Annotated in this window: 16 protein-coding genes and 1 pseudogene; 8 read left to right on the forward strand and 9 right to left on the reverse strand. The window is 76.4% G+C overall.

Annotated features, from left to right (window positions below; genetic code table 11):
* Window positions 1–2: 2 nt before the first annotated feature.
* Complete coding sequence (locus IF02_RS0104660) at window positions 3–1,055, forward strand: PHP domain-containing protein (RefSeq protein ID WP_030153946.1); 1,053 nt, start codon at window positions 3–5, stop codon at window positions 1,053–1,055.
* A gap of 76 nt (window positions 1,056–1,131) precedes the next feature.
* Here IF02_RS0104660 and IF02_RS0104665 read toward each other — a convergent pair whose 3' ends face one another.
* Complete coding sequence (locus tag IF02_RS0104665) at window positions 1,132–1,923, reverse strand: UbiA family prenyltransferase (RefSeq protein WP_234318088.1); 792 nt, start codon at window positions 1,921–1,923, stop codon at window positions 1,132–1,134.
* Between the two features lie 235 nt (window positions 1,924–2,158).
* On the opposite strand from IF02_RS0104665, the gene IF02_RS0104670 reads away from it, so the two are divergent.
* From IF02_RS0104670 to IF02_RS0104680, 3 genes are read left to right on the forward strand one after another with little or no spacing between them, the layout of a single operon-like run.
* Complete coding sequence (locus IF02_RS0104670) at window positions 2,159–3,220, forward strand: type III polyketide synthase (RefSeq protein WP_030153948.1); 1,062 nt, start codon at window positions 2,159–2,161, stop codon at window positions 3,218–3,220.
* A gap of 28 nt (window positions 3,221–3,248) precedes the next feature.
* A complete protein-coding gene (locus IF02_RS0104675) occupies window positions 3,249–3,800 on the forward strand; it encodes an isoprenylcysteine carboxyl methyltransferase family protein (RefSeq protein WP_051695757.1) in 552 nt (183 codons plus the stop codon).
* Window positions 3,797–4,822 (forward strand): NAD(P)/FAD-dependent oxidoreductase, encoded by a 1,026-nt coding sequence (locus IF02_RS0104680; protein ID WP_030153950.1) that lies wholly within the window; start codon window positions 3,797–3,799, stop codon window positions 4,820–4,822. Before IF02_RS0104675 ends, IF02_RS0104680 begins: the two co-directional genes overlap by 4 nt.
* A 70-nt stretch (window positions 4,823–4,892) precedes the next feature.
* On the opposite strand, the gene IF02_RS0104685 is transcribed toward IF02_RS0104680, so the two are convergent.
* Window positions 4,893–5,999: a hypothetical protein gene (locus tag IF02_RS0104685; RefSeq protein ID WP_030153951.1), complete on the reverse strand. Its 1,107-nt coding sequence runs from the start codon at window positions 5,997–5,999 to the stop codon at window positions 4,893–4,895.
* A 236-nt stretch (window positions 6,000–6,235) separates the two neighbouring features.
* Between IF02_RS0104685 and IF02_RS0104690 the strand changes: the two genes are divergently transcribed.
* From IF02_RS0104690 to IF02_RS0104700, 3 genes are all read left to right on the forward strand, one after another.
* Window positions 6,236–6,424, forward strand: coding sequence for a DUF6381 family protein (locus IF02_RS0104690; protein ID WP_420708096.1), 189 nt, complete (start codon window positions 6,236–6,238; stop codon window positions 6,422–6,424).
* Between the two features lie 91 nt (window positions 6,425–6,515).
* Window positions 6,516–7,025 carry a mycothiol transferase gene (locus IF02_RS0104695; RefSeq protein WP_030153953.1) on the forward strand — a complete coding sequence of 170 codons (510 nt, stop codon included), beginning with the start codon at window positions 6,516–6,518 and terminating at the stop codon, window positions 7,023–7,025.
* Between the two features lie 49 nt (window positions 7,026–7,074).
* Complete coding sequence (locus tag IF02_RS0104700; RefSeq protein WP_030153954.1) at window positions 7,075–8,739, forward strand: carboxylesterase/lipase family protein; 1,665 nt, start codon at window positions 7,075–7,077, stop codon at window positions 8,737–8,739.
* 7 nt (window positions 8,740–8,746) lie between these two features.
* Here the strand turns inward: IF02_RS0104700 and IF02_RS32970 are convergent, their stop codons facing one another.
* Window positions 8,747–9,511: a hypothetical protein gene (locus IF02_RS32970; protein WP_158708453.1), complete on the reverse strand. Its 765-nt coding sequence runs from the start codon at window positions 9,509–9,511 to the stop codon at window positions 8,747–8,749.
* Window positions 9,512–9,589: 78 nt separating this feature from the next.
* On the opposite strand from IF02_RS32970, the pseudogene IF02_RS0104710 reads away from it, so the two are divergent.
* Window positions 9,590–9,880 (forward strand): annotated as a pseudogene (locus tag IF02_RS0104710) (hypothetical protein); the annotation flags it as partial.
* Between the two features lie 61 nt (window positions 9,881–9,941).
* Here the strand turns inward: IF02_RS0104710 and IF02_RS0104715 are convergent.
* From IF02_RS0104715 to IF02_RS0104740, 6 genes are all read right to left on the reverse strand, one after another.
* The gene (locus IF02_RS0104715) at window positions 9,942–10,490 is read right to left on the reverse strand and encodes a GNAT family N-acetyltransferase (protein WP_030153957.1); all 549 of its coding nucleotides are present in this window, start codon (window positions 10,488–10,490) and stop codon (window positions 9,942–9,944) included.
* 97 nt (window positions 10,491–10,587) lie between these two features.
* Window positions 10,588–12,528, reverse strand: coding sequence for an SWIM zinc finger family protein (locus tag IF02_RS0104720; protein ID WP_030153958.1), 1,941 nt, complete (start codon window positions 12,526–12,528; stop codon window positions 10,588–10,590).
* Between the two features lie 32 nt (window positions 12,529–12,560).
* Window positions 12,561–16,394, reverse strand: coding sequence for a vWA domain-containing protein (locus IF02_RS0104725; protein WP_030153959.1), 3,834 nt, complete (start codon window positions 16,392–16,394; stop codon window positions 12,561–12,563).
* Window positions 16,391–17,554 carry an ATP-binding protein gene (locus tag IF02_RS0104730; RefSeq protein WP_030153960.1) on the reverse strand — a complete coding sequence of 388 codons (1,164 nt, stop codon included), beginning with the start codon at window positions 17,552–17,554 and terminating at the stop codon, window positions 16,391–16,393. Before IF02_RS0104730 ends, IF02_RS0104725 begins: the two co-directional genes overlap by 4 nt.
* 112 nt (window positions 17,555–17,666) lie before the next feature.
* On the reverse strand, window positions 17,667–22,643 hold the full coding sequence (locus IF02_RS0104735) for a DNA-binding protein (RefSeq protein ID WP_199809175.1): 4,977 nt from the start codon (window positions 22,641–22,643) through the stop codon (window positions 17,667–17,669).
* Window positions 22,640–23,509, reverse strand: coding sequence for a DUF4132 domain-containing protein (locus IF02_RS0104740; RefSeq protein ID WP_030153962.1), 870 nt, complete (start codon window positions 23,507–23,509; stop codon window positions 22,640–22,642). Before IF02_RS0104740 ends, IF02_RS0104735 begins: the two co-directional genes overlap by 4 nt.
* Window positions 23,510–23,731: the final 222 nt, after the last annotated feature.

Genomic DNA, 23,731 nt, shown 5'->3' on the forward strand with positions numbered 1-23,731 from the left:
GCATGGATCCGGTCGCGGCACTGGAGCGGATCGCCTACCTGCTGGAACGCGGGCAGGCACCCACCTACCGGGTGCAGGCCTTCCGTACGGCGGCGGCCGCCCTCGTACGGATGGGCGAGCGCGAAGTACGGGAACGGGTCGGGGCGGGCACCCTCGAAGCGGTCAAGGGCATCGGGCCGAAAACCGCCCAGGTGGTGCGGGAGGCGGTCGGCGGGGCGATCCCCGCGTACCTGCAGACCCTGGAGGACGAGGTCGCGGCGCACCCCGAGGGCCCGCCGCCCAGCGCGGCCGCCCTCGCGCTGCGCGCGGCCCTGCGCGGGGACTGCCACCTGCACTCCGAGTGGTCCGACGGCGGCAGCCCGATCGAGGCCATGGGCCGGGCGGCGGCCGCGCTGGGCCACGAGTGGGCCGTACTCACCGACCACTCGCCGAGCCTGACCGTCGCCCGGGGGCTCTCGCCGGAGCGGCTGCGCGAGCAGCTGGACGCGGTGGCCGAGCTCAACGCGCAGTGGGCGCCCTTCCGGCTGCTCACCGGCATCGAGTGCGACATCCTGCCCGACGGCTCCCTGGACCAGGAGCCGGAACTGCTGGACCGCCTCGACCTCGTCGTCGGCTCCGTCCATTCGAAGCTGAGGATGGAGTCGCCCGCGATGACGCGCCGGCTGCTGGCCGCCGTAAGCAATCCCCTCATGGACGTCCTGGGCCACTGCACGGGGCGGCTGGTGACGGGGCGCACCCGCCCCGAGTCGCAGTTCGACGCCGAGGCCGTGTTCGCCGCCTGCGCGGAGTCCGGGACCGCCGTGGAGATCAACAGCCGGCCCGAGCGGCTGGACCCGCCGCGCCGGCTGCTGCGGCTGGCCGTGGAGTCCGGGGCGCTGTTCGCGATCGACACCGACGCGCACGCCCCCGGCCAGCTGGACTGGCAGCCGACCGGCTGCGAACGGGCCGTGGAGTGCGGGGTGGCGACCGGGCGGGTCGTGAACACCTGGCCACGGGAGCAGCTGCTGGAGTGGACCCGGACCCGCCGCCCGCCGGCGGCGGCAGCCGCGGCCTGAGCCGACGTACGGCACCCGGCGCCCGGGGTCGGGGGCCGGGGCCGGGGGTCCGGGGGCCGCGTCGGCGCAAGCCGTCTCAGCGCAGTCCGGCCAGGTCGGTCCCGCGGACCACCAGGAGGACCACGTCGGCTCCGGCGACCGCCATCGTCGCCAGGAACGGAATCCGGCTCCGGCCGGTCGGCCGCCCGACTCCGAGGAGCACCGCCGAGGCCGTCGCCGCGAGCAGCACCCAGCCGTACGGCGGCACCCGCCCCGGCGGTCCGACGACCAGGGCCACGGCCGAGCCGAGGACCAGGAGCCCCCCGACGGCCGCCGAACGCCGCGCGCCGATCCGGTGCGGCAGCCCCGACACGCCGGTGGCCAGGTCGTCGTCGATGTCGGGCAGCACGTTGGCGAAGTGCGCGCCCGCACCCAGCAGGGCCGCCGCGGCCGTCAGCCACCACGGCGGCCACGGCGCACCGGACAGGCCGAGGGTGACGAAGGCGGGGAGCAGCCCGAAGGCGAGGGCGTACGGGAGCCACGAGACGGCGGTGTTCTTCAGCCGCAGGTTGTAGGCCCAGGCGGCGGCCACCCCGCACAGGTGCGCGGAGCCGGCGAGCCATCCGCCGGCCAGCGACAGCGGAACGCAGAGCAGCAGGGCGCAGAGCGCCGCGGCCGTCACCGCGGCGGGCCGTACGGCGCCGCGGACCAGGGGTTTGTCGCGGCGGCCGGTCGCCAGGTCCCGGCGTAGGTCCACCCGGTCGTTGCACCAGCCCACCGACAGCTGGCCCGCCGCCACCGCGGCCACGGTGAACGCCGCCCCGGGGAGGCCGCGCCCCACGGCGGCGGCCAGGGCGGCGGCGAGGAGCGTCACTGCGGCGGCGGGCACCGGATGGCAGGCCCTGAGCAGGCCGGACACGGCGGACCGCGGCGGACCGGCGGCAGCCGTCGCGGCGGTTGCGGCCTTTGCGGCGGTTGCGGCGGTTGCCGCCGTTGCGGCGGGCATGGACGGGGCTGCGTCCGGGGTTTCGGCTCTGGCGCGGGGCACGCGATCACGCTATGCCGCGCCGCGCCCAATATGCGGGATTCCTCATGAAGTGTCAGTTGTTCCCTATGTTGAGGCAATGACGCGTGTCCTGGCCGTGAGCAGTGTCTTCCCGCCCCACCGCTATCGGCAGTCCGAGATCGCGACGGCGCTCGCCCGCTTCCTTCCTCCGGGGGCCGACACCGCCCTCCTCCACCGGCTGCACGCCGCGGTGGGCGTCGACTCCCGCCACCTCTCACTCCCGCTGGAGCGCTACGGTCCGTCGAACGACTTCGGCCGTACGAACGCCCTCTTCCTGGAGAGCTCCGAGGAGCTCGGCGTCCGCGCCGTCGAAGCCGCCCTCGCCGCCGCCCGCCTGAAGGCGCACGAGGTGGACCTGATCATGTCGACCACGGTCACCGGGCTCGCGACGCCCTCACTGGAGGCCCGCATCGCCGGCCGGGCCGGTCTGCGCCCCGACGTGAAGCGGCTGCCGCTCTTCGGCCTGGGCTGCGCGGCGGGCGCCGCCGGACTCGGCCACCTCCACGACCATCTGACGGGCCGCCCCGACCACGCGGCCCTGCTGCTGTCCACCGAGCTCTGCTCGCTCACGCTCCAGCCCTCGGACACCTCGGTGGCGAACCTGGTCGCAGGGGCCCTCTTCGGCGACGGGGCCGGGGCCCTCCTCGCGGTGGGCCGCGGCCATCCGCTGCACGGTACGACACCGGGTCCGTCGGTGGTGGCCGCGCGCAGCCGCCTCTACCCCGGCACCGAGGGGCTCCTCGGCTGGGACATCGGCCACTGGGGCTTCCGGATGGTGCTGGGCAGGGAACTGCCCGCCCTGGTCAGACTGCACGTCGCCGAGGAGGTCGAGACCTTCCTCGCCCGGCACGACCTCAAGCCGCCGGACGTCGACGCGTGGATCGTCCACCCCGGCGGGCCGAAGGTCCTCGACACGCTGGCGGACGCGCTGGCGCTGCCCGACTCCGCCTTCGCGGCGAGCCGGCGCTCGCTCGCGGACGCGGGCAACCTCTCCTCGGCGTCCGTCCTGCACATCCTGAACTCGATCCAGGCCTCCGGGCCGCCCGCACCGGGCTCCGTCGGGCTGATGATCGCCTTCGGACCCGGCTTCGCCTCCGAACTCGTCCTTCTGCGCTGGTGACCCCATGTCTGTGACTCTGACCCCCTCAATGGAGCTGTACCTGCTCCTCATCGGCCTCGTCGCGGCCGAGCGGCTCGCCGAACTCGCCACGGCCCGCCGCAACACCCGCTGGAGCCTGTCCCGCGGCGCCACCGAATACGGCCGCGGCCACTACCCCGCCATGGTCGCCCTGCACACCGCGCTGCTCCTGGGCTGTGTGGTGGAGCCGCTCGTCGCCGACCGCCCGTTCCTGCCCGCACTGGGCTGGCCCGCCCTCGCCCTCGCGCTGGCCGCCCAGGGCCTGCGCTGGTGGTGCATCGCCACCCTCGGCCCGCACTGGAACACCCGGGTCCTGGTCGTCCCGGGGCTGCCGCTGGTGGCGGCGGGTCCGTACCGGCTGCTGCGCCACCCGAACTACGTCGCCGTCGTCGTCGAGGGCGCGGCGCTGCCGCTCGTGCACACCGCCTGGGTGACGGCGGCCGCCTTCACCCTGCTGAACCTGCTGCTGCTCGGCGTACGCATCCGCTGCGAGGAGGACGCGCTGGCGCATGCCGCGCCCGTCTACCGCAGCGCCGTACCGGCGGAGGGCCGGGCCCGGTGATCGACCTGCTCATCGCGGGCGGCGGGCCGGCCGGGCTGGCCACGGCCATCCACGGGGCGCTGGCCGGTATGGAGGTCGTGGTCCTGGAGCCGCGCCCCACCCCGATCGACAAGGCCTGCGGCGAGGGCCTGATGCCGGGGGCCGTACGCGGCCTCCGGGAGCTGGGCGTTCCCGTGCCGGGCCGCCCCTTCCACGGCATCCGCTACCTGGACGGGGTGAGCGGCCTGCACGCGGAAGGCCGGTTCCGCACCGGGCCGGGTCTCGGCATCCGCCGGACCGTCCTCCAGGCCGCGCTGGCCGAGCGGGCCGAGCGGCTGGGCGTACGGGTCCTCGCGCGGCGCGTCGGCGAGGTCCGCCAGGACGAGGACCGGGTCGGCGCGGCCGGTCTGACGGCCCGCCACCTCGTGGCGGCGGACGGCCTGCACTCCCCCGTCCGGCGCGGGCTGGGCCTGGCGGCGCCGCCCGCCCCCGGCAGGCCGCCGCGCTACGGATTGCGCCGCCACTACGCGGTGGAGCCCTGGAGCGACCTGGTCGAGGTCCACTGGTCGGAGCACTGCGAGGCGTACGTGACCCCGCTCGGGCCCGACCGGGTCGGGGTGGCGGTCCTGACCGGTGAGCGCGCCCCCTTCGACGTACAGCTGGCGCGGTTCCCGCTGCTGTGCACGCGGCTGGCCGGGTCCGCCGGTTCGGCGGTGCGCGGCGCCGGGCCGCTGCGCCAGCGGGCCCGGGTACGGGTCGCGGGGCGGGTGCTGTTCGTCGGGGACGCCGCGGGGTACGTGGACGCGCTGACCGGCGAGGGGCTGACGCTGGCCCTCACGGCGGCGGGTGAACTCGTGCGCTGCGTACGGGAGGGGCGGCCGCAGGCGTACGAGCGGGCCTGGCGGGAGCTGTCGCGCAGCTACCGCACGCTGACCGCGTCCTTGCTCTGGGCACGCCAACAGCCCCGGCTCGCGGGGCGGATCGTCCCGCTGGCGGCCCGGCTGCCCCGGGTGTTCACGCACGGGGTCAACCTCCTCGCGTAGCGCCGCGGCGGCGGGCATGCCACGGGGGGCGGGACCGGCGGCACGTGCCGGACCCGCCCCCGTCGCGCGGTCAGCCGCCGGCGCCCGCCCGGGCCCGGGGCGACCGGTTGCCGAGCGCCAGGCCCGCCAGGACGGCGGCGGCCGCGGCGCAGAACACCGCCGTGACGCCCGCCCAGGCCTGGGAGGCGCTCACCGCACCCTCCAGCGGGTCGAAGGCCGCGATCCCGCCGACCACGTGCAGGGCGACGACGGCGACGGCGGCCACGGCGGCGGCCCGCCACGCTCCGGCGGTGTCGCGCACCGCGATCAGCGCGCCGAGCCCCAGGCACGGCACGGTGGCGAGCAGCGGAAGGAACGCGGTCGGGGTCTCGGACGACAGCGCCGTCACGTCACTCGGCAGGTGCAGGACCCCGCAGACCAGCAGGGCCGCCGCCACGGGCCAGCGCAGCAGGTGGCGCAGCGGGCCGGAGGGGGCGGGGGCTGCGGCCCGGTTGCCGTTCGGGCCGCGCCCGTACTTCCGGCGGTACTCCGCGAGCGACTCGTACCGCTCGTCCTCGTAGGGGTCGTCGAAGGGCTCTTCCTCCGGCGGCTCGGGCCGTTGCGCGTACCGCTGCCCGTCCCGTGCCGGCGGTTCGGCGGGGGCGGCGGGCGGCCGGGCGGACCGGCTCGCGTGCGGGGGCTGGGCCGGGTGCACGGACGGGACGGGCGGGACCGCCGGGACGACCGGGACGGCCGGAACGCCCGGGACGACCGGAACGCCCGGGACGGCCGGGCCGGGCTGCGGGGGCCCGGCGACCGGGCCGGGATGCACGGGCTCCGGGCTCTGCGCGGTCGGGGCGGGATCCGGGGGCGGCTCGCGGTCCTCGTCCGTCCCGAGGATGCCGACCAGCAGGGCCACGTCCTGAACCGGGCGCCCGACGGCGGCCGCCCGCAGCGTCTGGTGACCGTGGCCGGGGCTCTGGCCGGTCTCCTCGAGGAGGCTCACCAGTTCGGCCACTTCCTCGAGGGGCCGACAGGTGCCGGCCGTCTCCAGCAGGGTGCGTATGGGCGCGGTACTCGGCGGGGTCGCCGATGGCGTCCGTGTCGCCGGGCCGGTGGGTTCGGGGGCGGGATCGGAGTCGGGGAGCTCGCGGGGGTCGTCGTCCTGCGTCGCCGCGAGCATGATGGGGTCGTTCATGGAAAGCTCCGTTCGCCGACGCGCGGGTCTACACATCGCACGCCGGTCAACGTGCGTCATGGGAATCGCACGCTCGGTCACCATTCACCGGCACCCGGCTGCGCTGCGCCATTCGGGGCGGGCAAACGGGGGACCGCCCTCCCGGCCGGTCACCGGGGGCGACGGTTCGAGATGCGCCCGCGCGGCGCTGCTGGTTCGCTGAATCCGGCCTCCTTACCCCCCACACCCGAGGAGTGATCATGAGCGCAGGCGAAGCCCGCGGCCGGGTCCGGCAGTTGCGCGAGAAGGCGCAGGAGCTGAACACGGCGGCCGAACGCTCCACCGATCCGGAAGAGCGCCGCAGGCTCCAGGAGAAGGCCCGCCGGCTCCAGGAGCAGAGCGAGAAGGAAGACAAGATCGACGACCGGGGCATGGATCCCATGTAGCCCCGCGCCGGTTCGCCCATCGGCCGGTCGCCACGGGGCACCGGCCGATGTCGTACGTCAGGTGACATGACGCCACGTCAGGAGGCGGTACATGAAGGCTACGGAGGCACTGGCCGATGCGTACGGGCGCATCCACGAGGTGGTGCACGAAGTGGTCGGGGGGCTCTCGGCCGAGGAGTTGAACGCACGGATCGACCCGAAGGCGAACTCGATCGCCTGGCTGGTGTGGCACCTGACCCGGGTGCAGGACGATCACATGGCGGACGCGTCGGGCCTGGAGCAGGTCTGGACGGAGCAGGAATGGTTCACCCGGTTCGCCCTGCCGCTGCCCGCCGAGGCCACCGGTTACGGGCACACGCCCAAGCAGGTCGGGACGGTCCTGGTCGAGTCGGACGCGCTGCTGCTCGGCTACTTCGACGCCGTCCACGAGCGGACCACCGACTTCCTCGGGGGGCTCTCCGCCACCGATCTGGACCGCGTGGTCGACACGGGCTGGGACCCGCCGGTCACCTTGGGGGTACGGCTGGTGAGCATCCTCTCCGACGACCTCCAGCACGCCGGCCAGGCCGCGTACGTACGGGGCGTTGTGCAGCGCGGATAGCGCCATCCGGGGCGGGTAGAGGACTGAGACGGACGACGGAAGGCGGCCGATGGTGCCCGGTGCCCGCTTCGTACGACGCTGGAGCGCCGTGTGGTGCGCCCTGTTCATGCTCGCCACCGTGGCCGGACCGGCGTCCGCGGCGAGCCCGTCGGGCGCGTCGGGCGGCGCGTCGGGCGCGGCTCCCGGGGACCGGCCCGTCGTGGAGACCGACCAGGGGCCGGTACGGGGCACGGCGCACGCCGCGTACCGCACCTTCGAGGGCATCCCGTACGCGGCGCCGCCGACCGGCCCGCTGCGCTGGCGGCTTCCGGAGCCGGCGGCGCGCTGGGCGGGCGTACGCGATGCCGGGGCGCCGGGGGCGCGCTGCGTGCAGCTTCCGGCGGTGGGGCCGGGCGGGCCGAGCGGCTCCGAGGACTGCCTGTACCTCAACGTCACCACGCCGTCGCCGCCGCCGTCGTCGGCCTCGGGCCAGCGGGGGCGGCCGGTCATGGTCTGGTTCCACGGCGGCGGCTTCGTCAACGGAGCCGGTGACTTCTACCGGGCGGACCGCCTGGCCGTCCAGGGCGGCGCCGTGGTCGTCACCGTCAACTACCGGCTCGGCGTCTTCGGCCTCTTCGGGCATCCGGCGCTCGGCGGCGCGCCCGACTTCGCCATCGCCGACCAGCAGGCGGCGCTGCGCTGGGTGCGGTCCAACGCCGCCCGCTTCGGCGGCGACCCGTCCGACGTGACCCTCTTCGGCGAGTCGGCGGGCGGCCTCAGCATCTGCGCGCACCTGACCTCGCCCGCCTCGGCCGGCCTGTTCCAGCGGGCGATCCTGCAGAGCGGCTCCTGCTCGACCACCATGCCGCCCCGCTCGCTGCTGCCCACGCTGGGCCGGTACGAACCCTTCGTGCCCGAGCGGCGCACCGTCACGGACGGGGTCACGACGGCGGCCGGGCTCGGCTGCGACCGGCCCGAGCCGGGCGCGGTACTGGACTGCCTGCGCGGGAAGGACGCGGCCGCGCTCGCGACACCGGAGCTGATGATGCGGTTCTCGCTCGTCTCCTACGGCAAGGGCAACCGCGTGCTGCCCGAGGAACCCCGGCGGGCCCTGGAGGGCGGGCGCTTCCACCGGGTGCCGGTGATCGAGGGGATCAACCGGGACGAGATGCGGATCTTCCTGGCGCAGGGCCTGGCGGCGTTCCCCATCCCCGACGCGGGCGCCTACCGGGCCCGGGTGGAGCAGTCGTTCGGCGCCGCGGCCGTCCCGGCCGTCGAGGCGCGGTACCCGCTGGCGGCGTACCCGACCCCGGCACTGGCCTTCGCCGCCGTACTCTCCGACGCCTCGTTCATCTGCCCGGCGCTGCGGGACGGCCGGGCGATGGCCCGGCACGTGCCGGTGTACGCGTACCGGTTCAGCGACCGGGAGGCCCCGAACTTCACCGGCCTGCCGGAGGTACCGGGTTTCCCGTACGGCGCCTCGCACGGCTTCGAACTGCCCTACCTGTTCACGATGGATGCCGCCCTGACGGCTCCGCAGCGCGCGCTGTCGGAGCGGATGACGGCCGACTGGACGGCATTCGCCCGTACGGGCACTCCCCCGGCGTGGCCGCGGTTCGGCTCGGCCGATTCGGCCGATTCCGTACTGTCGCTGGCGCCGGGCCCGGGCGGGATCCACCCGGTGAACGGCCCGGCGGAGCACCACTGCGCGTTCTGGAACGCGGAGTGGTCGTGAGCCGGCATCACCATGCCGAGGTGGCCACGACCTCCCCGTCGCTCGTCCGGACGGACAAGGTGCCGTGGTCCTGGTACACCTGGTGCCGCCAGGACACGAACACGTCCGCCAACCGACGGGCGTCCTCCCCGACGCCCTTGCCCACGGATCCGGTCGCGAAGGTCACTATCGCCTCCCCGGAATCCCGCCCCTTGCGGACCCGCGCCTCGCTGACGGCCCGCTCGGGCAGGAACTTGTCGGCGCTGGTGCGCCGTTGGGAGTAGTAGGCGTTAAAGTCCCGAGTCATGTCGAACCACCCGGCCCCGCCACAGGGCCCGGCGCCGTTGGTGATGTCCCCGTCGGTGGGCGGCCCGGCATACCCCCCGCTCTCCTGATCGGTGGGCGGACCCGCGTAGGCACCCGTCTCCTGATCGGTGGGCGGACCCGCGTAGGCACCCGTCTCCTGATCGGTCGGCGGCCCGGCGTAGCTCCCCGTCTCCTGGTCCGTGGGCGGCCCGGCCTGGCTGCTGCCCGTCTCCTGATCGGTGGGCGGCCCGGCGTACCCGCCGCCCGTCTCCTCCTCCGTCGGCGGATCGGGCAGACCCGTACCGCCGCCGCCCGTGGTCCGGTCGAGGCCGCAGGTCTCCTTCACCGGCGCGGCCGGGGCGGGCGGCGCGGCGGCCTCCCCGCCGGCGTGCCGCGTACCGCATGCCGCCAGCACGGCGCACATGAGCCCCACCACCACGGCCGCCGCCGCTCGCACGGCCGGCCTGGACACGGCTGTCCTCGTCATCGTCACGATCGTCCCCCCTTGCCCATGGAGAGGGGATCCCACCGCCCGCGGTTCCACACCGGGAGCTACGGTGCCGCCATGACCAGCCCAGTCCAGCGCCCCCTCCTCCTCCTCGACGTCGACGGACCGCTCATCCCGTTCGGGGCCACGTCCCGCGAGCTGCCGCACGGATACCCGACGTACGGGGCGCAACGCGACGCGAACCCCCTCCTCGCCAGGCTCGATCCCGCCCTCGGGCCCCGCCTCCTGGCGCTGCCGTGCGAACCGGTCCGGGCCACGACCTGGATGGCCGACGCGAACGCGTGGGTCCCGCCCCGGACCGGCCTGCCGGACCTGCCGGTGGTGTCCTGGCCGGACCCGTCCGACGACACGGGCACACGTGTCTTCCGCCGGGCGGCCCGGGCCGAGGGACGCTGGTGGGTCCTACGGCTCAACCGGACGGCGTGACGGGGGACCACACGCCGAACCACTGCTCGGCTCCGTACTCCTCGAACCGCTCCGCCTCGGTGAATCCCAGCTTCGCCGCGAGGCGCATCGAGCGGTCGTTGGCGGTCTGGGTGCAGAGCACCACCGGCTCGCCGGGAAGCGCGTCGGCGAACCAGTCGAGCGCCGCCGCGCACGCCTCGGCGGCGTACCCGCGTCCCCACGCCCCCGGCAGGAACATGTAGCCGAGCTCGGCCTCCCCGGCGTCCGGACGGACGTGCCCCGGACGCTCCGGGTCGCGCCGATCGAGCGTGATCGTGCCGATCACCGCCCCGTCGAGCTCGATCACGAAAAGGCCAGGGCGCCGCCCCGGCACCTCGGGCATCACGCGTTCCAGCTCGTCGCGGGGTCGAGGGCCACCGAGGTAGGTGCGCACCTCCGGCGAGGCGAACAGTTCGACGAACGCCGCGCGGTCCCGGGCCTCGGACTCGCGGAGCACGAGCCGTTCGGTCCCTATCGGGGCAGGAGGCCAGGCGACGGGCCCGAGTTCGGTCATGGCGGGCAACCTATCGCACGCCCGTGAGAGCGATCCGGTTCGCTGTCCGTCATCGCCACGGCGGGGCATCCGCCACAAGACGCGCCGCGGCCGCCGGTCAAGGGGACACCGCCCGGCCCCAGGCCCAGGAGGCGGCCACCAGGCTGCGTTCCGCTGCGGCGAGGTGGGTGGAAGTGGCCAGCCAGGCTCGGGCGTAGGCGTCGGGTGAGGCGTTCGTCAGGCGGCCGAAGGGGTCGCGGGGGCGGCGGTCCGCCTCGGCGGCGAGGGCCGCGGCGAGTTCCGCGGCCGTGGTGAAGCCCGCCCGGCGCAGGGGGCCGTACGCGGTGAGGGGCTCGGTGGTGCGGGCCGCCTCGGCGACGGCCCGGCGGCCGCCCGCGACCCCGCTTTCGAGCAGTCGGCGTACCCGCCACAGCGGTGAGTCGGCCAGGACGTCGGGGCCTTCGGCGGCGGACGGCGCAGCGGCCGCGCCGGGCGGGAAGTGGCCGCCCTGGAGCACGTCGTAGCCGAGGTCCGCGCGGCCCAGCCATTCCTCGGGCAGGCGCAGCGTGTACTCCGCACCGGGGACCGGCCCGACGGCCAGCGGGCGCAGCGTCGCGGCGCGGTCCAGGTCCGGGCGTCCCAGGACGCGGAGCAGCAGCCCCGGATGGGCGGCGATCCGGCGCAGGTTGGCCGTGTGCGGCAGCTCCGGATGGGGGTGGGCGGCGCGCAGCCGCAGCAGGGGCGCGTCCGCTCGTACCTCGCGGACCAGGAGGTCCTCGCCGGCCGCCCCGACGACCGCGACCTCGCAGCCGAGCAGGGCGGGCCCGGCTCCGTCCGGGTCGGCGTCCCGGTCGGCGAGCTGGGCGGCCACGGCCTCGGCCGCCGGGCGGGCGAAGAGCGCGGCGGCCGGCTCCTCGGTCCACGGGACTCCGCGCAGCGGGGTCGCCTGGACCCCGCGTCCGGCGCCGAGGCGGCCGTCGGCGGAGACCGTGGCCCCGGCGATACGCAGTCCCCCGCGTGCGAGGCCCGCGTGGTCGAGGGCGGCTCCGCCGAGCGCCACGGAGGCGGATCCGGCGCCGCGGGCGCGGGCCAGACCGCCGGGGCGGACGTCGGAGACGGAGTAGCGCGAGCCGTCCTCGGCGAGCAGGTGGGTGGCCACTCCCCCGTACCCGGTGGAGGACAGGACCGGCTCCCGGCACAGGCCGTACACCCGCAGGCTGCCGCCCGGCCGGTAGGCGCGGCGGGCGGTGCCGGTGAGCGCCGGGCCGGCCGTACCGGACGCCAGCAGTCCGGCGGTGTGGAGGAGTTCGCGGAAGGCTCCGGTCAGGTCGGCGAGCCGGTGGCCTCCGCTGCGCTCCCGGGCCGCGCGCAGGCCTCGTACGACCCGCAGGGCGGCGGCCTCGGCCCGGGGCAGCCCGGCGAGGCGGGCGGTGTGGGCGGCCCGCAGCAGCTCGGCCTGGACCACCGCGCCGCCGGCCGTGACACCGGCGGCGAGCGCTTCGGCGGCGGCCCGCCAGAGCGCGGCGGCGGCACCGAGCTGGGCGGCGGTGAGGGCCTCGGGGGCCGACTCGGGGGCGGGCTCGGGCCCGTCCCAAGAGCCCCCGAGCCCGGCCCCCGAGCCGGCTCGCCCCGCGCTCGACCGGCCCACGCCGGCAGCACCCGCCTCCGGCCCGGCCCCGGCATCGGGTGCGGACGCGGACGCCGGGTCGGGATCGGGGTCGGGATCGAGGTGGGGACCGGAATGCGGTGGCTGGTCCGCGTCGGCCAGGGGGGCCGCGCCCAGGACTGCCGCCCGGTGCAGGCAGCGCGGAGCCAGCAGGCAGGTACAGGTGGCCTGTTCGGCCGCCGTGACCGTGCCGCCCGGGCCCGGCCGCAGGGTGACGAGCGCGTCCTCCCCGAAGCGGACGGTCACACTCCCGTCGTCCCCCCGGGCCGCGCCCGCGGCGCAGCCCTCGATGGCGGCGTCGAGCTTCTTGCGCAGCCGGGCGGTGAGGTTCTCCACGGCCTCGGCGAGGATCTCTGGGGCGACGGACGGCAGTTGGGGGAGGTCTGTGTTCAAGGCGGTACTCGACTCCGTACTCGACTCACTGCTCAACGGGGTTCTCCACGGAGGCGGTCGCCCACCCAGCGGGCGAGGGCGAGCGGGCTGAGGGCGGCCACCGGCATGCCGGCCGCGACGAGCTGCCGGGCGACCGGGACCGAGTACCGGGGCGCGCCGGCGTCGTCGAGCGCGGCGCAGCCCAGCAGATGGGCTCCGGACGCGGCCAGCGCGCGGACCTCCCCGAGGAGTCCGCCGATCGGCGCGCCCTCCTCGAAGTCGCTGACCACGACGACGAGCGTGCGGCTCGGCACGGTGATCAGGGAGCGGGCGTGGGCCAGACCCGCCGCGATGTGCGTACCGCCCCCGACGCGGACCTCCAGCAGCAGCGAGAGCGGGTCCTCGACCCGGTCGGTGAGGTCCACGACCTGGGTGGAGAAGGCCAGGAAGTGGGTGGACAGGGTCGGCACACCGCCGAGGACGGCGGCCGTGAGGGCCGACCAGATGACCGAGGCCTCCATGGATCCGGAGACGTCGACGACCAGGATCAGCCGCCAGTCGGCCTCGCGACTGGCCCGGGTGCTGAACACGGGCCGTTCCGGGACGACGACCACCCGGCCGTCTCCGAGGCGGCGGGTGTGCGCGAGGTTGGCGCGCAGGGTCCGGGCCAGGTCGAGCCTGCCGCCGGGGCGGCGGGTGGGGCGCGGGGTGGCGAGGCCGGAGAGCGCCGGGCGCAGCCGGGTGGCGAGCTCCTTGGCGAGCTCGTCGACCAGCCGCCTGACCAGGGGCCGCAGCCGGGCGAGTTGGGCCTCCGGCATTCCGCCGGCCAGCGACAGTACGGAACTCAGCAGTTCCACCGAGGGGCGGACGGCCGCCGGGTCGAGCTGGCTCAGTACGTCTGCGCGCCCGGCGTCGGCCGCGTCGGCGAGCACCTCCTCGCGCACGTCGGCGCCGAAGAGCGCTTCGAGCTCCTGCGACCATTCGCGGGCGGTGGGGAAGGAGGCCTCCTGGCCGCCGCCGTTGCCGTTGCCGTTGCCCCGGCCGCCCTCGAGGTCGGCGGAGCCTTCGCCGCGGCCGTTGCCGTACAGCTCGTCCAGGGCCTGTGCGTAGCGCCGGGCACCGGCGGGGAGCCGGTCGCGCTGGCGGCCGAGCAGCAGGCGCCAGCGGTCGGCGGGGGCCAGCCGGTGGTGGCCGCGCAGGGGCGCGGGTACGGGCGTTCCGGAGGGTTCGGACGGTACGGGTGCCTCCGGCTCGGCGCCGGGTCCGGATCCGACGCCGGGGTCGGCGCCGGGTCCGGGAGCCTCGGTGCCCCCGATCGGCAGCCCGTCGAGGGCCTTGAGCGCGGCGGCGCCGGCGGCGTCCGCGGCGGCCCACAGGGCGAGCAGCGCGGGCGGCGCGTCGAGCGACAGGTCGAGGCGGTCGCCGAGCCGCTCGGTGACGGTGTCCAGCAGCCGCTCGCGGGCGGCCGGGGCGAGTACGTCGAACCCGCCGCGCAACGCCGGGAGCCGGTCGAGGAACTCCTGGTCGGCGAGGCCGTCGACGCGGTCCAGGACCGGGGTGAGGGCGGCGGCGGAGGACTGGAGCAGCGGTCCGGCGGCGGCCAGGACGCCGCCGAGGCGGCGGGCGAGGGAGCGCCGGCCGTCGGGGGTGCCGGCGCCGTCGATCCACCCGGCGGCCCGGTCGCCGAGACCGGCGGCCGGATCGAGATCGAGGAGGACCCGTACGGCCAGTGCGGCGCCCTGCATCAGCGGGGAGGCGGTGGCGGTCAGTTCCGCCAGGGCGGCGTCCATCCGCAGGCCCAGGTGCAGGGTGGCGGCCCGGTCGGCGAGGGCCACGAGGGCGCGCGCGTCGGCGGGGTCCTCGCTGCCGGCGAGGCCGGGCAGGGACCGTACGGCGGCTTCGAGCAGCCGGCCGGTGAGCGCGGTCGCGGCGGCGCGGGAGCCGTCGGAGGTACCGGGGAAGTGTCCGCGGGCGAGCCCCTCCAAGAGGTCAAGCGACTCCAGGAGTTCCGGCAGGGTCGCGGTCTGCGGAAGGGTCCCGGCGGCTTCCTCCAGCCGTACGTCGACCAGCTCGGGCAGGTCGCACCGCGCGGCGGCGGCCAGGCCGACGAGGATCCGGGCCGGGGTCGGCCCGCCCTCGGCGGCGGCCCGCCGGGCGGCGTCGCGCAGCGTCCCGGCGGCGGCCTGGGCGGCGGTGACGCCGCGGACGCCGGCCAGGTCGAGGCGGGTCGGGACGGAAGGGGTCCAGGTCAGCCGCCACTTGGTGCCGAGGGCGGTGCCGTCGCCGGTGGCGGCCACGTCGAGGGGCTCCCCGTACGCGGCCCCGCAGACGGCCAGCCGCTGGAGCAGGACCTCGCGGCGGCGGTCGAGCGGGGAGCGCAGCGGGTCGAGGCGCACCTCGCGGGAGCCGGGCTCCTCGGGGCCGGGCAGCCGCAGCTCCGCCAGCTCGGCCTCGACGGAGGGGCCGAGTCCGGAGCGCGGGGCGTGCGGGGTGATCCGGCCGCGGCCGGTGCCGACGAGGACGGCCTCCAGGGCACGGGCCAACGCCCGGCCCCGGCCGAGGAGTTCACCCTGGCCGAGCACGGTGGTGACGGCTTCGAGGAGTTCGCCCCGGCCGGGGGCGGGCAGCCCGCGCAGGACGGCCAGGTCGCAAGCGAGCCGCAGCGTCTCGGCGGCCTCGCCGGTCCCGGCGGTGTGCCCGGCGCGGCGCAGCTCCCGGCAGATGCCGGTGACGGCGACGGACGCGGCGTCACGCACCCGCGCGGCGTCCCCGCCGGCCCGGAGCACTTCCTGCTGCCACAGCGGGTCCCGGATCCCGGCGGGGTATCCGGAGCGGGAGTCCAGCAGGTCGAAGGAGTAGGGCACGAGGGAGGTCACGGCCCCGCCGGCCTCGGCCGTTCCCCGGACGCCCGCCGCGGAAGCGAGGGCCTGCATGGCCGAGGCATCGGCACCAGGTGCCACCACACCGGACTCCGGGCTCCCCGGAGCAGCAGCTGCACCCGCACGAGACCCGGGCACCCGCACCTGATCCGCAGCCCCGGCGCTGCGCCTCGCACCGTCCCGGGTACCGGAGCCGGCGGCACCCACCGGCGGGTCGCCGACGACCGCGCCGGGGCCTGGGCCTGGGCCTGGCACGGACCCGGACGCGACGACATCTCCGGGCACCCGGCCGGCGGCGGCGAGGAGTGCCGGCGCGTGGAAGGCGCCGATGAGCGCGGCGACCCTTCGGCCGCCGGACGCGGCGGCGTTGAGGACGGCGCGCATATGGGCCTCGCGGGCCAGGTCGGTCGCGGGGACCGGGCCGTCCTGGCGCAGGGCCCAGCCCACGCCCAGGGCTGCCCGCCGGACGGCTTCCGGCGTGCATCCGGGGGCCAGTACCTCCACGGCCCGGTCCCACAGGTCGTCGCCGTCGCGCCCGGTGCCGGAAGCGGTCAGCGCCTTCGCGTACGAACTGCGGCTCATCGGGGCCGCGTCGTCGGACCGGGCGGCGGTCCAGCCGGGGTCGGTCAGCGGGAGGTCGCAGCAGCGGACCTCCACCCCGCGCGCCCGCGCCCAGCGGATCGCGGCCAGCTCCGGGGAGAAGTCCGCGAACGGGTAGAACGCGAGCCCGCCGTCGCGGCCCGTGCCCGCCAAGGCGACGGGGGCGACGGTCTCGGGGTCCGCCAAGTGCTCCAGCCACGGCTGGAAGTCGGTCGGCAGCTCGATGCACACCACCTCCGCCTCCGCGGCGTCCAGCAACGCCGGCACCACCGCAGCCAGCGCGGGGCTGTGGTGCCGTACGCCCAGCAAGTACGGCGCCCGCGACGCGGCGAGCCCCTCCACGGCGGTCCGCGGATCGGCGCCTTCCGTAAAGCCGACGGAGTCGGTGAGGGCGTCAGGGGCCGTCATCGGAGGTTCCCGCGCAGGTCCCACAGGCGGCGCCACATCGCCGAGCCGTCTTCGGCGCGGCGGCGGACCGGACCGTCCCAGTAGCCCAGCAGGCGGCCGTGGTCGGCCGGGTCGTCCTTGCGGACCACGCCGAGCAGGTGCCCCGGCAGCAGGTCCAGTACGTCGCCGCCCGGCAGGTACGCCGCGGCCACGCCCAGCGAGGCCGCCACCTGGACCGCCTCGGCGGTGGACATGACCGTACCCGGCCGCTCCACGTCCCAGCCCTCGGCCGAGCGGCCCGAGCGCAGGTCCCGGAAGACCGTGACCAGCGCGTCCAGCACCGCGTCGTCCACTCCGAACGCCGCGCCCGCCCGCTGCACCGCGGCCACCGCCTGGCGGCGGATGAGCGTGGCCTCCGCGTCCGCGTCCGCGATCGGCGCCACCGTCTCGAAGTTGAAGCGCCGCTTGAGGGCGGCGGACATCTCGGAGACCCCGCGGTCCCGCAGGTTGGCGGTGGCGATGACCGTGAACCCGGGGGCCGCGGAGACCACCGCGTCCTCGGTGGCGGTCAGTTCGGGCACGCTCACCCGCCGGTCGGACAGGATCGACACCAGCGCGTCCTGCACCTCGGGCAGACAGCGGGTGATCTCCTCGACCCGCACCACCCGCCCGGTCCGCATGGCGGAGAGCACCGGGGAGTCGACGAGCGCCTGGGAGGTGGGGCCCTGGGCGAGCAGCAGGGCGTAGTTCCAGCCGTAGCGGAAGGCGTCCTCCGTCGTTCCGGCCGTGCCCTGCACGGTGAGCGCGCTGGTGCCGCAGACGGCCGCGGCCAGCAGCTCGGACAGCATCGACTTCGCGGTGCCCGGCTCGCCGGTGAGCAGCAGCCCGCGCTCCCCGGCGAGCGTGACGACGCAGCGCTCGACCAGGGCGCGTTCGCCGACGAACTTCGGGGCGATCACCAGCTTGGCCGGGAGCCCGGCGGGGCGGCGGCCCGGCAGGGCCAGTTCCGCGCCCTCGCTGCCGCACACGAAGGTGACGACGGCGCGCGGGGTGAGCGCCCAGCCGGGCGGGCGGGGGCCGGTGTCCTGGGCGGAGAGGAAGGCGAGTTCGCCGGCGTACCGCTCCTCGGCGGGCAGCGACTGCCGGGCCGGGGTCTGAACGGGTGTGTCGGTCAGGGTCATGACGTGGTGTGTCCTTCGGAAGATACGGGGGTAGGGGGTGCCGGCGGCGCGGCGCGGCGCGCCCTCGGAAGGGGAGGGGCGCGCCGCGCCGCGGCTGGCTTCGGCTTTGGCGTCAGCGGCGGCGTGCGCGGGTGCGCTTGACCTTCAGGGCCTCGAAGCGCGGTACGTCGCCCTCGCGGATCCGCTGCCAGGCCCGCCGGTAGAGGTCCGCGGCGGGCTCGTCCGGCACCAGCACCCCGAGCACCGGCCGCCCGCCCGGGGCCAGCCCGTACATCGGCAGCTTCCACACCTCCACCGGCAGCACCGGCGAGGGCATCTCCGCCCAGCCGCCCGGCAGGAACAGCGAGCGCCCGGCCCGGGTCCGGGAGGCCGTCACCACCAGCTCGGTGGCGGCCAGTTCGGCGCGGGCGGCCTTCAGCCGGGCCGGCTTCCAGCCCGTCCAGCGCGCCATGTTGCGGTCGGTGGGGTCGGGCATGGCGAGCAGCGCCAGGTACACGGCGGCCGCGTCCGCGCCCAGGCCGTGCGCCTCGCCGACCTCCGCCACCAGCTCGGGCACCGAGCGGCCCGGGTCCTGCGGCCACCAGGTGCCGTCCTTGTCGACGGCCCCTCCCGCCGGCGCGCCCGGATCCGCGAGGAGCGCCGCGAACCGCGCGTCGTGGACGGCCCGCAGCGCCGTCTCCACCGACGAAGGCTGCTGGTCCTCGCCGCGCAGCGCCGGCAGGTACGGGTCGGAGCCGGTCGAGTCGAGCAGGGCCGTGCGCAGGGCGGGCTTGGGCCGGTCGTCCGCGGTTGCCATGACCACCGCGCCGTACCGCTCGTAGCCCTCGCCCGTCTCGGTCGGCGTGCCCGCGGCCTTCCGGAAGTCGGGCAGATTCGTGAAGTGCCCGATGCTGAGCATCAGTTCGGGCGCGGCGAGCCGCTGCCGTACGGCGGTCAGGGCGGGCGGCAGCGCGGCCCGCAGGGGGTCCCCGGCGGGCAGCCGGTGGGCCGTCCAGGCCGTCAGGGTCAGCGCGCCGGTCAGGACGGTCTCGGTGAAGGGCTCGTCGGCCGGTTCGCGGGGTTCGACGTGGTCCCCCTTGACCTCCCAGGCGACGTCCACGCTCAAGGAGCGCGACTGCGCCGGGCCGAGGATCGCGGCCAGCGCCCGGTGCGTGGACCAGCCGGTGCTCGCGCCGCGCGTGGCCTCGGCGAGCAGCCACTCGGGCACGGGCGTACGACGGCCCACGCGGCGGTTCCACTCCTGTGCGGCGGCGGCCACGTCCGGCCCCTCCGTCCACAGCCGCGCCGGGTCGGCGGGCAGCAGCGCGCCGACGACCGCGCGCCGGACCTCGGGGTCGAGGCCCTTCAGCTCGGTCCTGGCGTGCTTCGCGTCGGCCGCCTTGACGCCCAGGGCGGTGCGCAGTTCGGCCGGCAGGAAGTGGTGCTCGTAGCTGTCGATGTTCGGCAGGCCGGCCAGCAGGAGTCGTGCGACGGTTCCGGAGACTCCGGTGAGGCGGGCGAACTCCTCGGCGGATTCGGGCAGGAACGGCGCCGCCCCGCGCTCGGCGGCCTCGGCCAGGAAGGCGGCCAGCCAGCCGGGGCCGCGCTCCCGGTCGCCGAGCGCGGCGTCGCCGCGCACGGTGTAGGGGCCGGGCACGGCGAAGCGGCCTGCGGGGTCGTACAGCAGGGCCCCGAACTCGTGGCCGTCGGGTACGGACACGCTGTGCTCGGTGAGGCCGAGGACGGCTCCGCCGCCCAGCGGGAGCAGGCTGCGGTGCGAGGTGTTGCGCTCGATGCCGTCGGGGGTGCGCAGGTGGCGCTGGTCGAGGTGGACCAGGACCCGGCGCCAGCGGTCGGCGGAGCCCTCGGCGGAGGCCAGCCCGAGCGCGTCCACCTGGCCGAGCACCGTGCACAGGGCGGCCCGCTGCTCGTCGGTGGTCCCGACGGCGGCGGCCCGGTACGCGATGGCCGCGGGCCGGTCCAGCAGCGGCGTGAACGGGAGGGCGGAGTACGGCAGGGCGGGCAGGTCGAAGTGGAGCCGGCCGGGCACCGCGGCGGCGTCGGTGTCGGAGGCCGCCCGGCCCAGCCCGCCCAGGTAGCGGTACACCGCGTCGGTCTGGGCGCCCCAGCGGTAGTACCCGGTGCCGACGAGCCCGTGCAGGGCGTCGGCGATCAGTTCGTCGGTGGGGCCTTCGGGCTGCCCGTCGGCCGCCGCACCCGCGTCGGGGTCCAGCCGGGCGGCGACCCCGTCCAGCGCCTCCTGCTGGGCCAGGGCGAAGCGCAGCACCTCGACGATGCCCCCGATCAGCGGCGGGGCGGTGACCTGCGGCAGCGCCGCGCGGACCAGGTCGGGCAGGTCGGCGGCCGTCTCGGCGGCGGCGGCCGCCTTGAGCAGGGCGCCGACCGACCCTCCCTCCGCGGCGCGCAGGGCGGCCGAGCCCTCGGGGTCGCGCGGGCGCAGCGCGTACCAGAAGGGGAGCGGCGGGAGTTCGACGCTGCCGGTGGCGAAGGCGGCGGTGCGGTAGTCGCTGCGCGACTGGGCGGTGACCACGCCTTCCGGGTCGCTGATGCTGAGCTCGCGCCAGCGGTGGCTCAGGGCGCGCGGCCGCTCGTCGCCGGGGAAGGTCAGCGCGGCGACGGGCATCTCGGCGCCCTCGGGCACGCTGACGCGGCGGCCGCCGGTGTCGGAGGCCTCCCAGCCCCGGCCGGGGACGCGTACGATGCGCCAGCCGAGCAGGCCGTCCGCGGGCGCGCCGAGGGCCGAGCCCTCGACGGCGGGCGCGGGCCGCAGCCAGCAGGACTGGGTGGGCACGGTGTTGCCGTCCCCGGGGTGGGCGCGCAGGGCGTCGGTGAGGAAGCCGGGCGCCGAGAGCCGGCCGAGGGCTCCGCCGGCGGGGTCGTACTCGCGCCAGCCGCCGTCGTGTTCCTGGTCGCGGTGCTGCCACACCCAGTACGAGGTCCCGTCGGACAGCAGTCGCCGTTCGCCCGGCAGTTTGGTGTCTCCGGCGTGCAGGACCCCGCCGCCGGTGGTGCGGCCGCCGCCGGGCAGGGGCAGGCTGATGTCATCGGAGCGCAGGTTCCAATAGCCGCCCGCGACGTCGACGGTGAAGACGTTGCCGGGGTCGGTGTGCCAGTAGCCCTCGACGCCCCCGCTGCCGTAGTGGGCCCAGAAGACGAGCAGTTCGCCGTCGACGTAGTGGAATCCGTACCGGCGCGCGTTGCTGCTCGCCGCCCGCAGGTCGTGGGTGAGCACGGTGGAGTCGGCGTCGATGACGCGGACCTGGGCGGAGTTGGCGACGATCAGGTGGGGCCAGGCCTCGACGACGGTCAGCCCGTGCCCGCCTCCCTGGCCGGCGGGTGTCATTTCGGCGATCGCGCTCTCCCAGGCGGGCCAGGAGAGTTCCTCGAAGAGGCCGGTGCGCAGGGTGCGGGCGAGGGTCTCGCCGAGATCGGCGGCGGCCGCGAGGGCCACCTCCTCCCGGGCGAGTTCGAGGGCCTCGGCGGGCAGCCAGGTCAGCCGCCGGATGGCGTCCGGCAGTCCGGGCAGGCCCGCGGCGGTGGAGGCGGCGGCCACTTCGTGCATCCACTCGGTGAGCATCGGGCGGCCGCCGGGCGAGGCGGCGAGCAGCCGCATGACCTCCACCGCGTGGGCGTCGCCGCCCAGGCCGTACGCGGCTCGCCCGAACGCGGGCCGGAAGCGCTGGTCGGCGGCGACGGCGAGCAGGTCCCGCCGCTGGTCGGAGCGTGCCCAGTCGGCCAGGTTCAGCTGGTCGTGGCGCCGGCGCGAGGTGGAGTCGGGCTCGGGGTCGGTGACCGGGACGTCCAGGGAGAGCAGCAGGTCCAGCAGGTCGGCGTCCTCGACGCCCACCTTCAGGCCCGCTTCGCGGCCGGGCTCGGCGAGTTCGGCGCGCAGCCGGTCGGCGGCGCGGGCGACGAGGTCGAGCAGGGCGGGCAGCGTGGGGCGCGAGCCCCAGCCGGTGTGCCGGGCGGCGTGGAAGCGCTCCAGCCAGCCGGCGGCGCCGTCGGAGCAGCGCTGCTCGGCGGGCAGGTCGGCGCGGACCAGCCCGGCGGTGGCGCCGGATTCCTCCAGCAGCCCGAGCCACAGCGCGGGGAGTTCGCCGTCCCCGCCGCCGGGCGGCATCAGACCGAGCAGGGTGCCCCGTACGGACGGCACCCGGCGGGCCAGCGCGACGAGCGCGGTGCGGTGCGCCTTCCACCAGCCGTACGCGGCCCGCAGCGTGGCCGGCAGCGGGAGCAGCTCGGCGAGGTAGTCCTGCTCGGCCTCGGTGCCGGTCAGGCCGGCGGCGCGGGCGAGGCGGCGCAGCTCGGTCGCGGCTTGCGCGGAGGGCGGCAGTCCGCCTGCGGTGCGCCGGACGCACAGCCGGCGGAAGCGCTCGTGGGCCTCGGCGGGGCTGACGCGGGCGGACAGTTCCTTGGCGTAGCCGGTGAGCACCTTGACCGGGAGGGCGCCGACCAGGGCGAATTCGAGGAAGACGCCGTCGAGGCGGTCCTCGTCCACGGGCAGGCCGTGCTGGGCCTCGCTGGTCCGGGCGCGGCCGAACAGCTGGGCGGCGTAGGTGGTGTTCTCGACGGCGAGGAAGATGCGGGCGGCCTGCTCGTAGAAGACGGGCAGGAAGTGCGGGACGGCGGCGGCGAGCCGGCCGGCCAGTTCGTGGCAGGCGTCGAGGGCGGCCTTGGGCTTGGTCTTGGCCGTACGGGCGAGCCGGTCGAGTTCGGGGACCACGGCGAGGGCGTGGTGTCCGTCCTCCGGGTGGTGGACGAGGACCCATTCGGGGAAGCCGAGGGCCTGGCGCTGGCCGAGGCCGACCACGGGCGCGGCGCCCTCGGCCTCGTCGCGTACGAGTCCCAGGAAGCCGGCGGCGAGGTCCTCGGCCGGGCCCAGTTCGGCGGCGGCGAGCCGGACGACGACGCGGCCGTCGGGGAGGGCGGGGTGGCGGTAGGAGCGTGCGGTCAGGTCGACCGCCGAGGGGCCCGCGCCCTCGGTGCCGTTCGGCAGCACGGCGCCTGCCTTGAGCAGCAGTTCGGCGTCGGCCACGGCGTCGGCCTCGGTGTCGGCCGCCCTCGTGGTGCTGGTGCTGGTGGTGCTCATCGCGCGTCCCCGCCCTCTTCGATCTTGCGCCCGGCGTACAGCGCCGCGGCCATCCGCATTCCCTCGGACCAGGCGACCGGTCCGACCTCCGTCAGGCGCACCGCCCGGCCGTTCTCGTCGTGCCAGCTCAGGGCGCCGGTGCTCGTCTCGTCCTCGTAGTACGGCTCGCCGATCCAGACCGCGGCCTCCGTGCCGCGGCCGGTGTCGCGGACCTTGCAGGTCGCGTAGCCGCCGGAGACCCGGTAGCCGAGGCCCGTCGCCCGCGCGGCCAGGCCGAACCGGCTCGCGAAGACGCCGCCCGCGTAATCCCGTACCTCGGTGGCGGTGGCCGCCAGCCCGTCGGGCTTCTCCCAGGTGGGCCGGTGAATCTGCTCGACGCGCTGCACGATGCCGAGTTCGGCCGCGAAGTCCCGTACGTCGTCCAGGTCGGGCAGCAGCACCGGGTGCGGCAGGGTCACCGTGCGCGGGGAGAGCCGTACGGTCTCACCGTCGAGGTTGACCACCTTCAGCTCCCCGGACGCGGTGGCGTCCCGCAGGAAGCCCACCTCGTCCGGGTCCTCGCCGACGACGGCCATGTCGCGCAGGGCGCTCTGCCAGGCCTCGTCCGGCCAGACCCGGGCGAGCAGCGCCGTCGGCACGGGCAGCGAGGAGACCATCCAGGTGTCCACCTGGGCGATGCAGGCGGCCTCGTGCCGGTCCAGCCATTCGGCGAGCCGGCGCAGCCGGTCCACCTCGGGATGGTCGCGCAGGGCCTTGGGCAGCGTCTTCAACTGCCGTCCCGCCGAGCGGCCGGTGGCGGACCGCGCCGCCACCTTCCCTTCCACCAGGGCGATCTCGTACCCCTCGCCCGCCGCCAGCCATGCCATCAGTACGTGCCCCTCCGCCTGCCCGATCCCGGATGCGCGCAGCGTCGACCAGGGGGACGAAGCCCCCTGAGCTGCGGTATGTCGGGAGACTAGCGAGAGCCACTGACAACGCCCGCCGAGGGGGCCCCGCTCGGCGGCCGGTCCGGCGGCCCGCGCCGCGCCCGGCTCGACGGTGGCGTGTCCGCGGCGGGTCGACTGTCCGGTTGAATGTCCGGTTCTGGG

The organism is Streptomyces sp. NRRL S-244 (genome assembly GCF_000717915.1).
GTDB lineage: Bacteria > Actinomycetota > Actinomycetes > Streptomycetales > Streptomycetaceae > Streptomyces.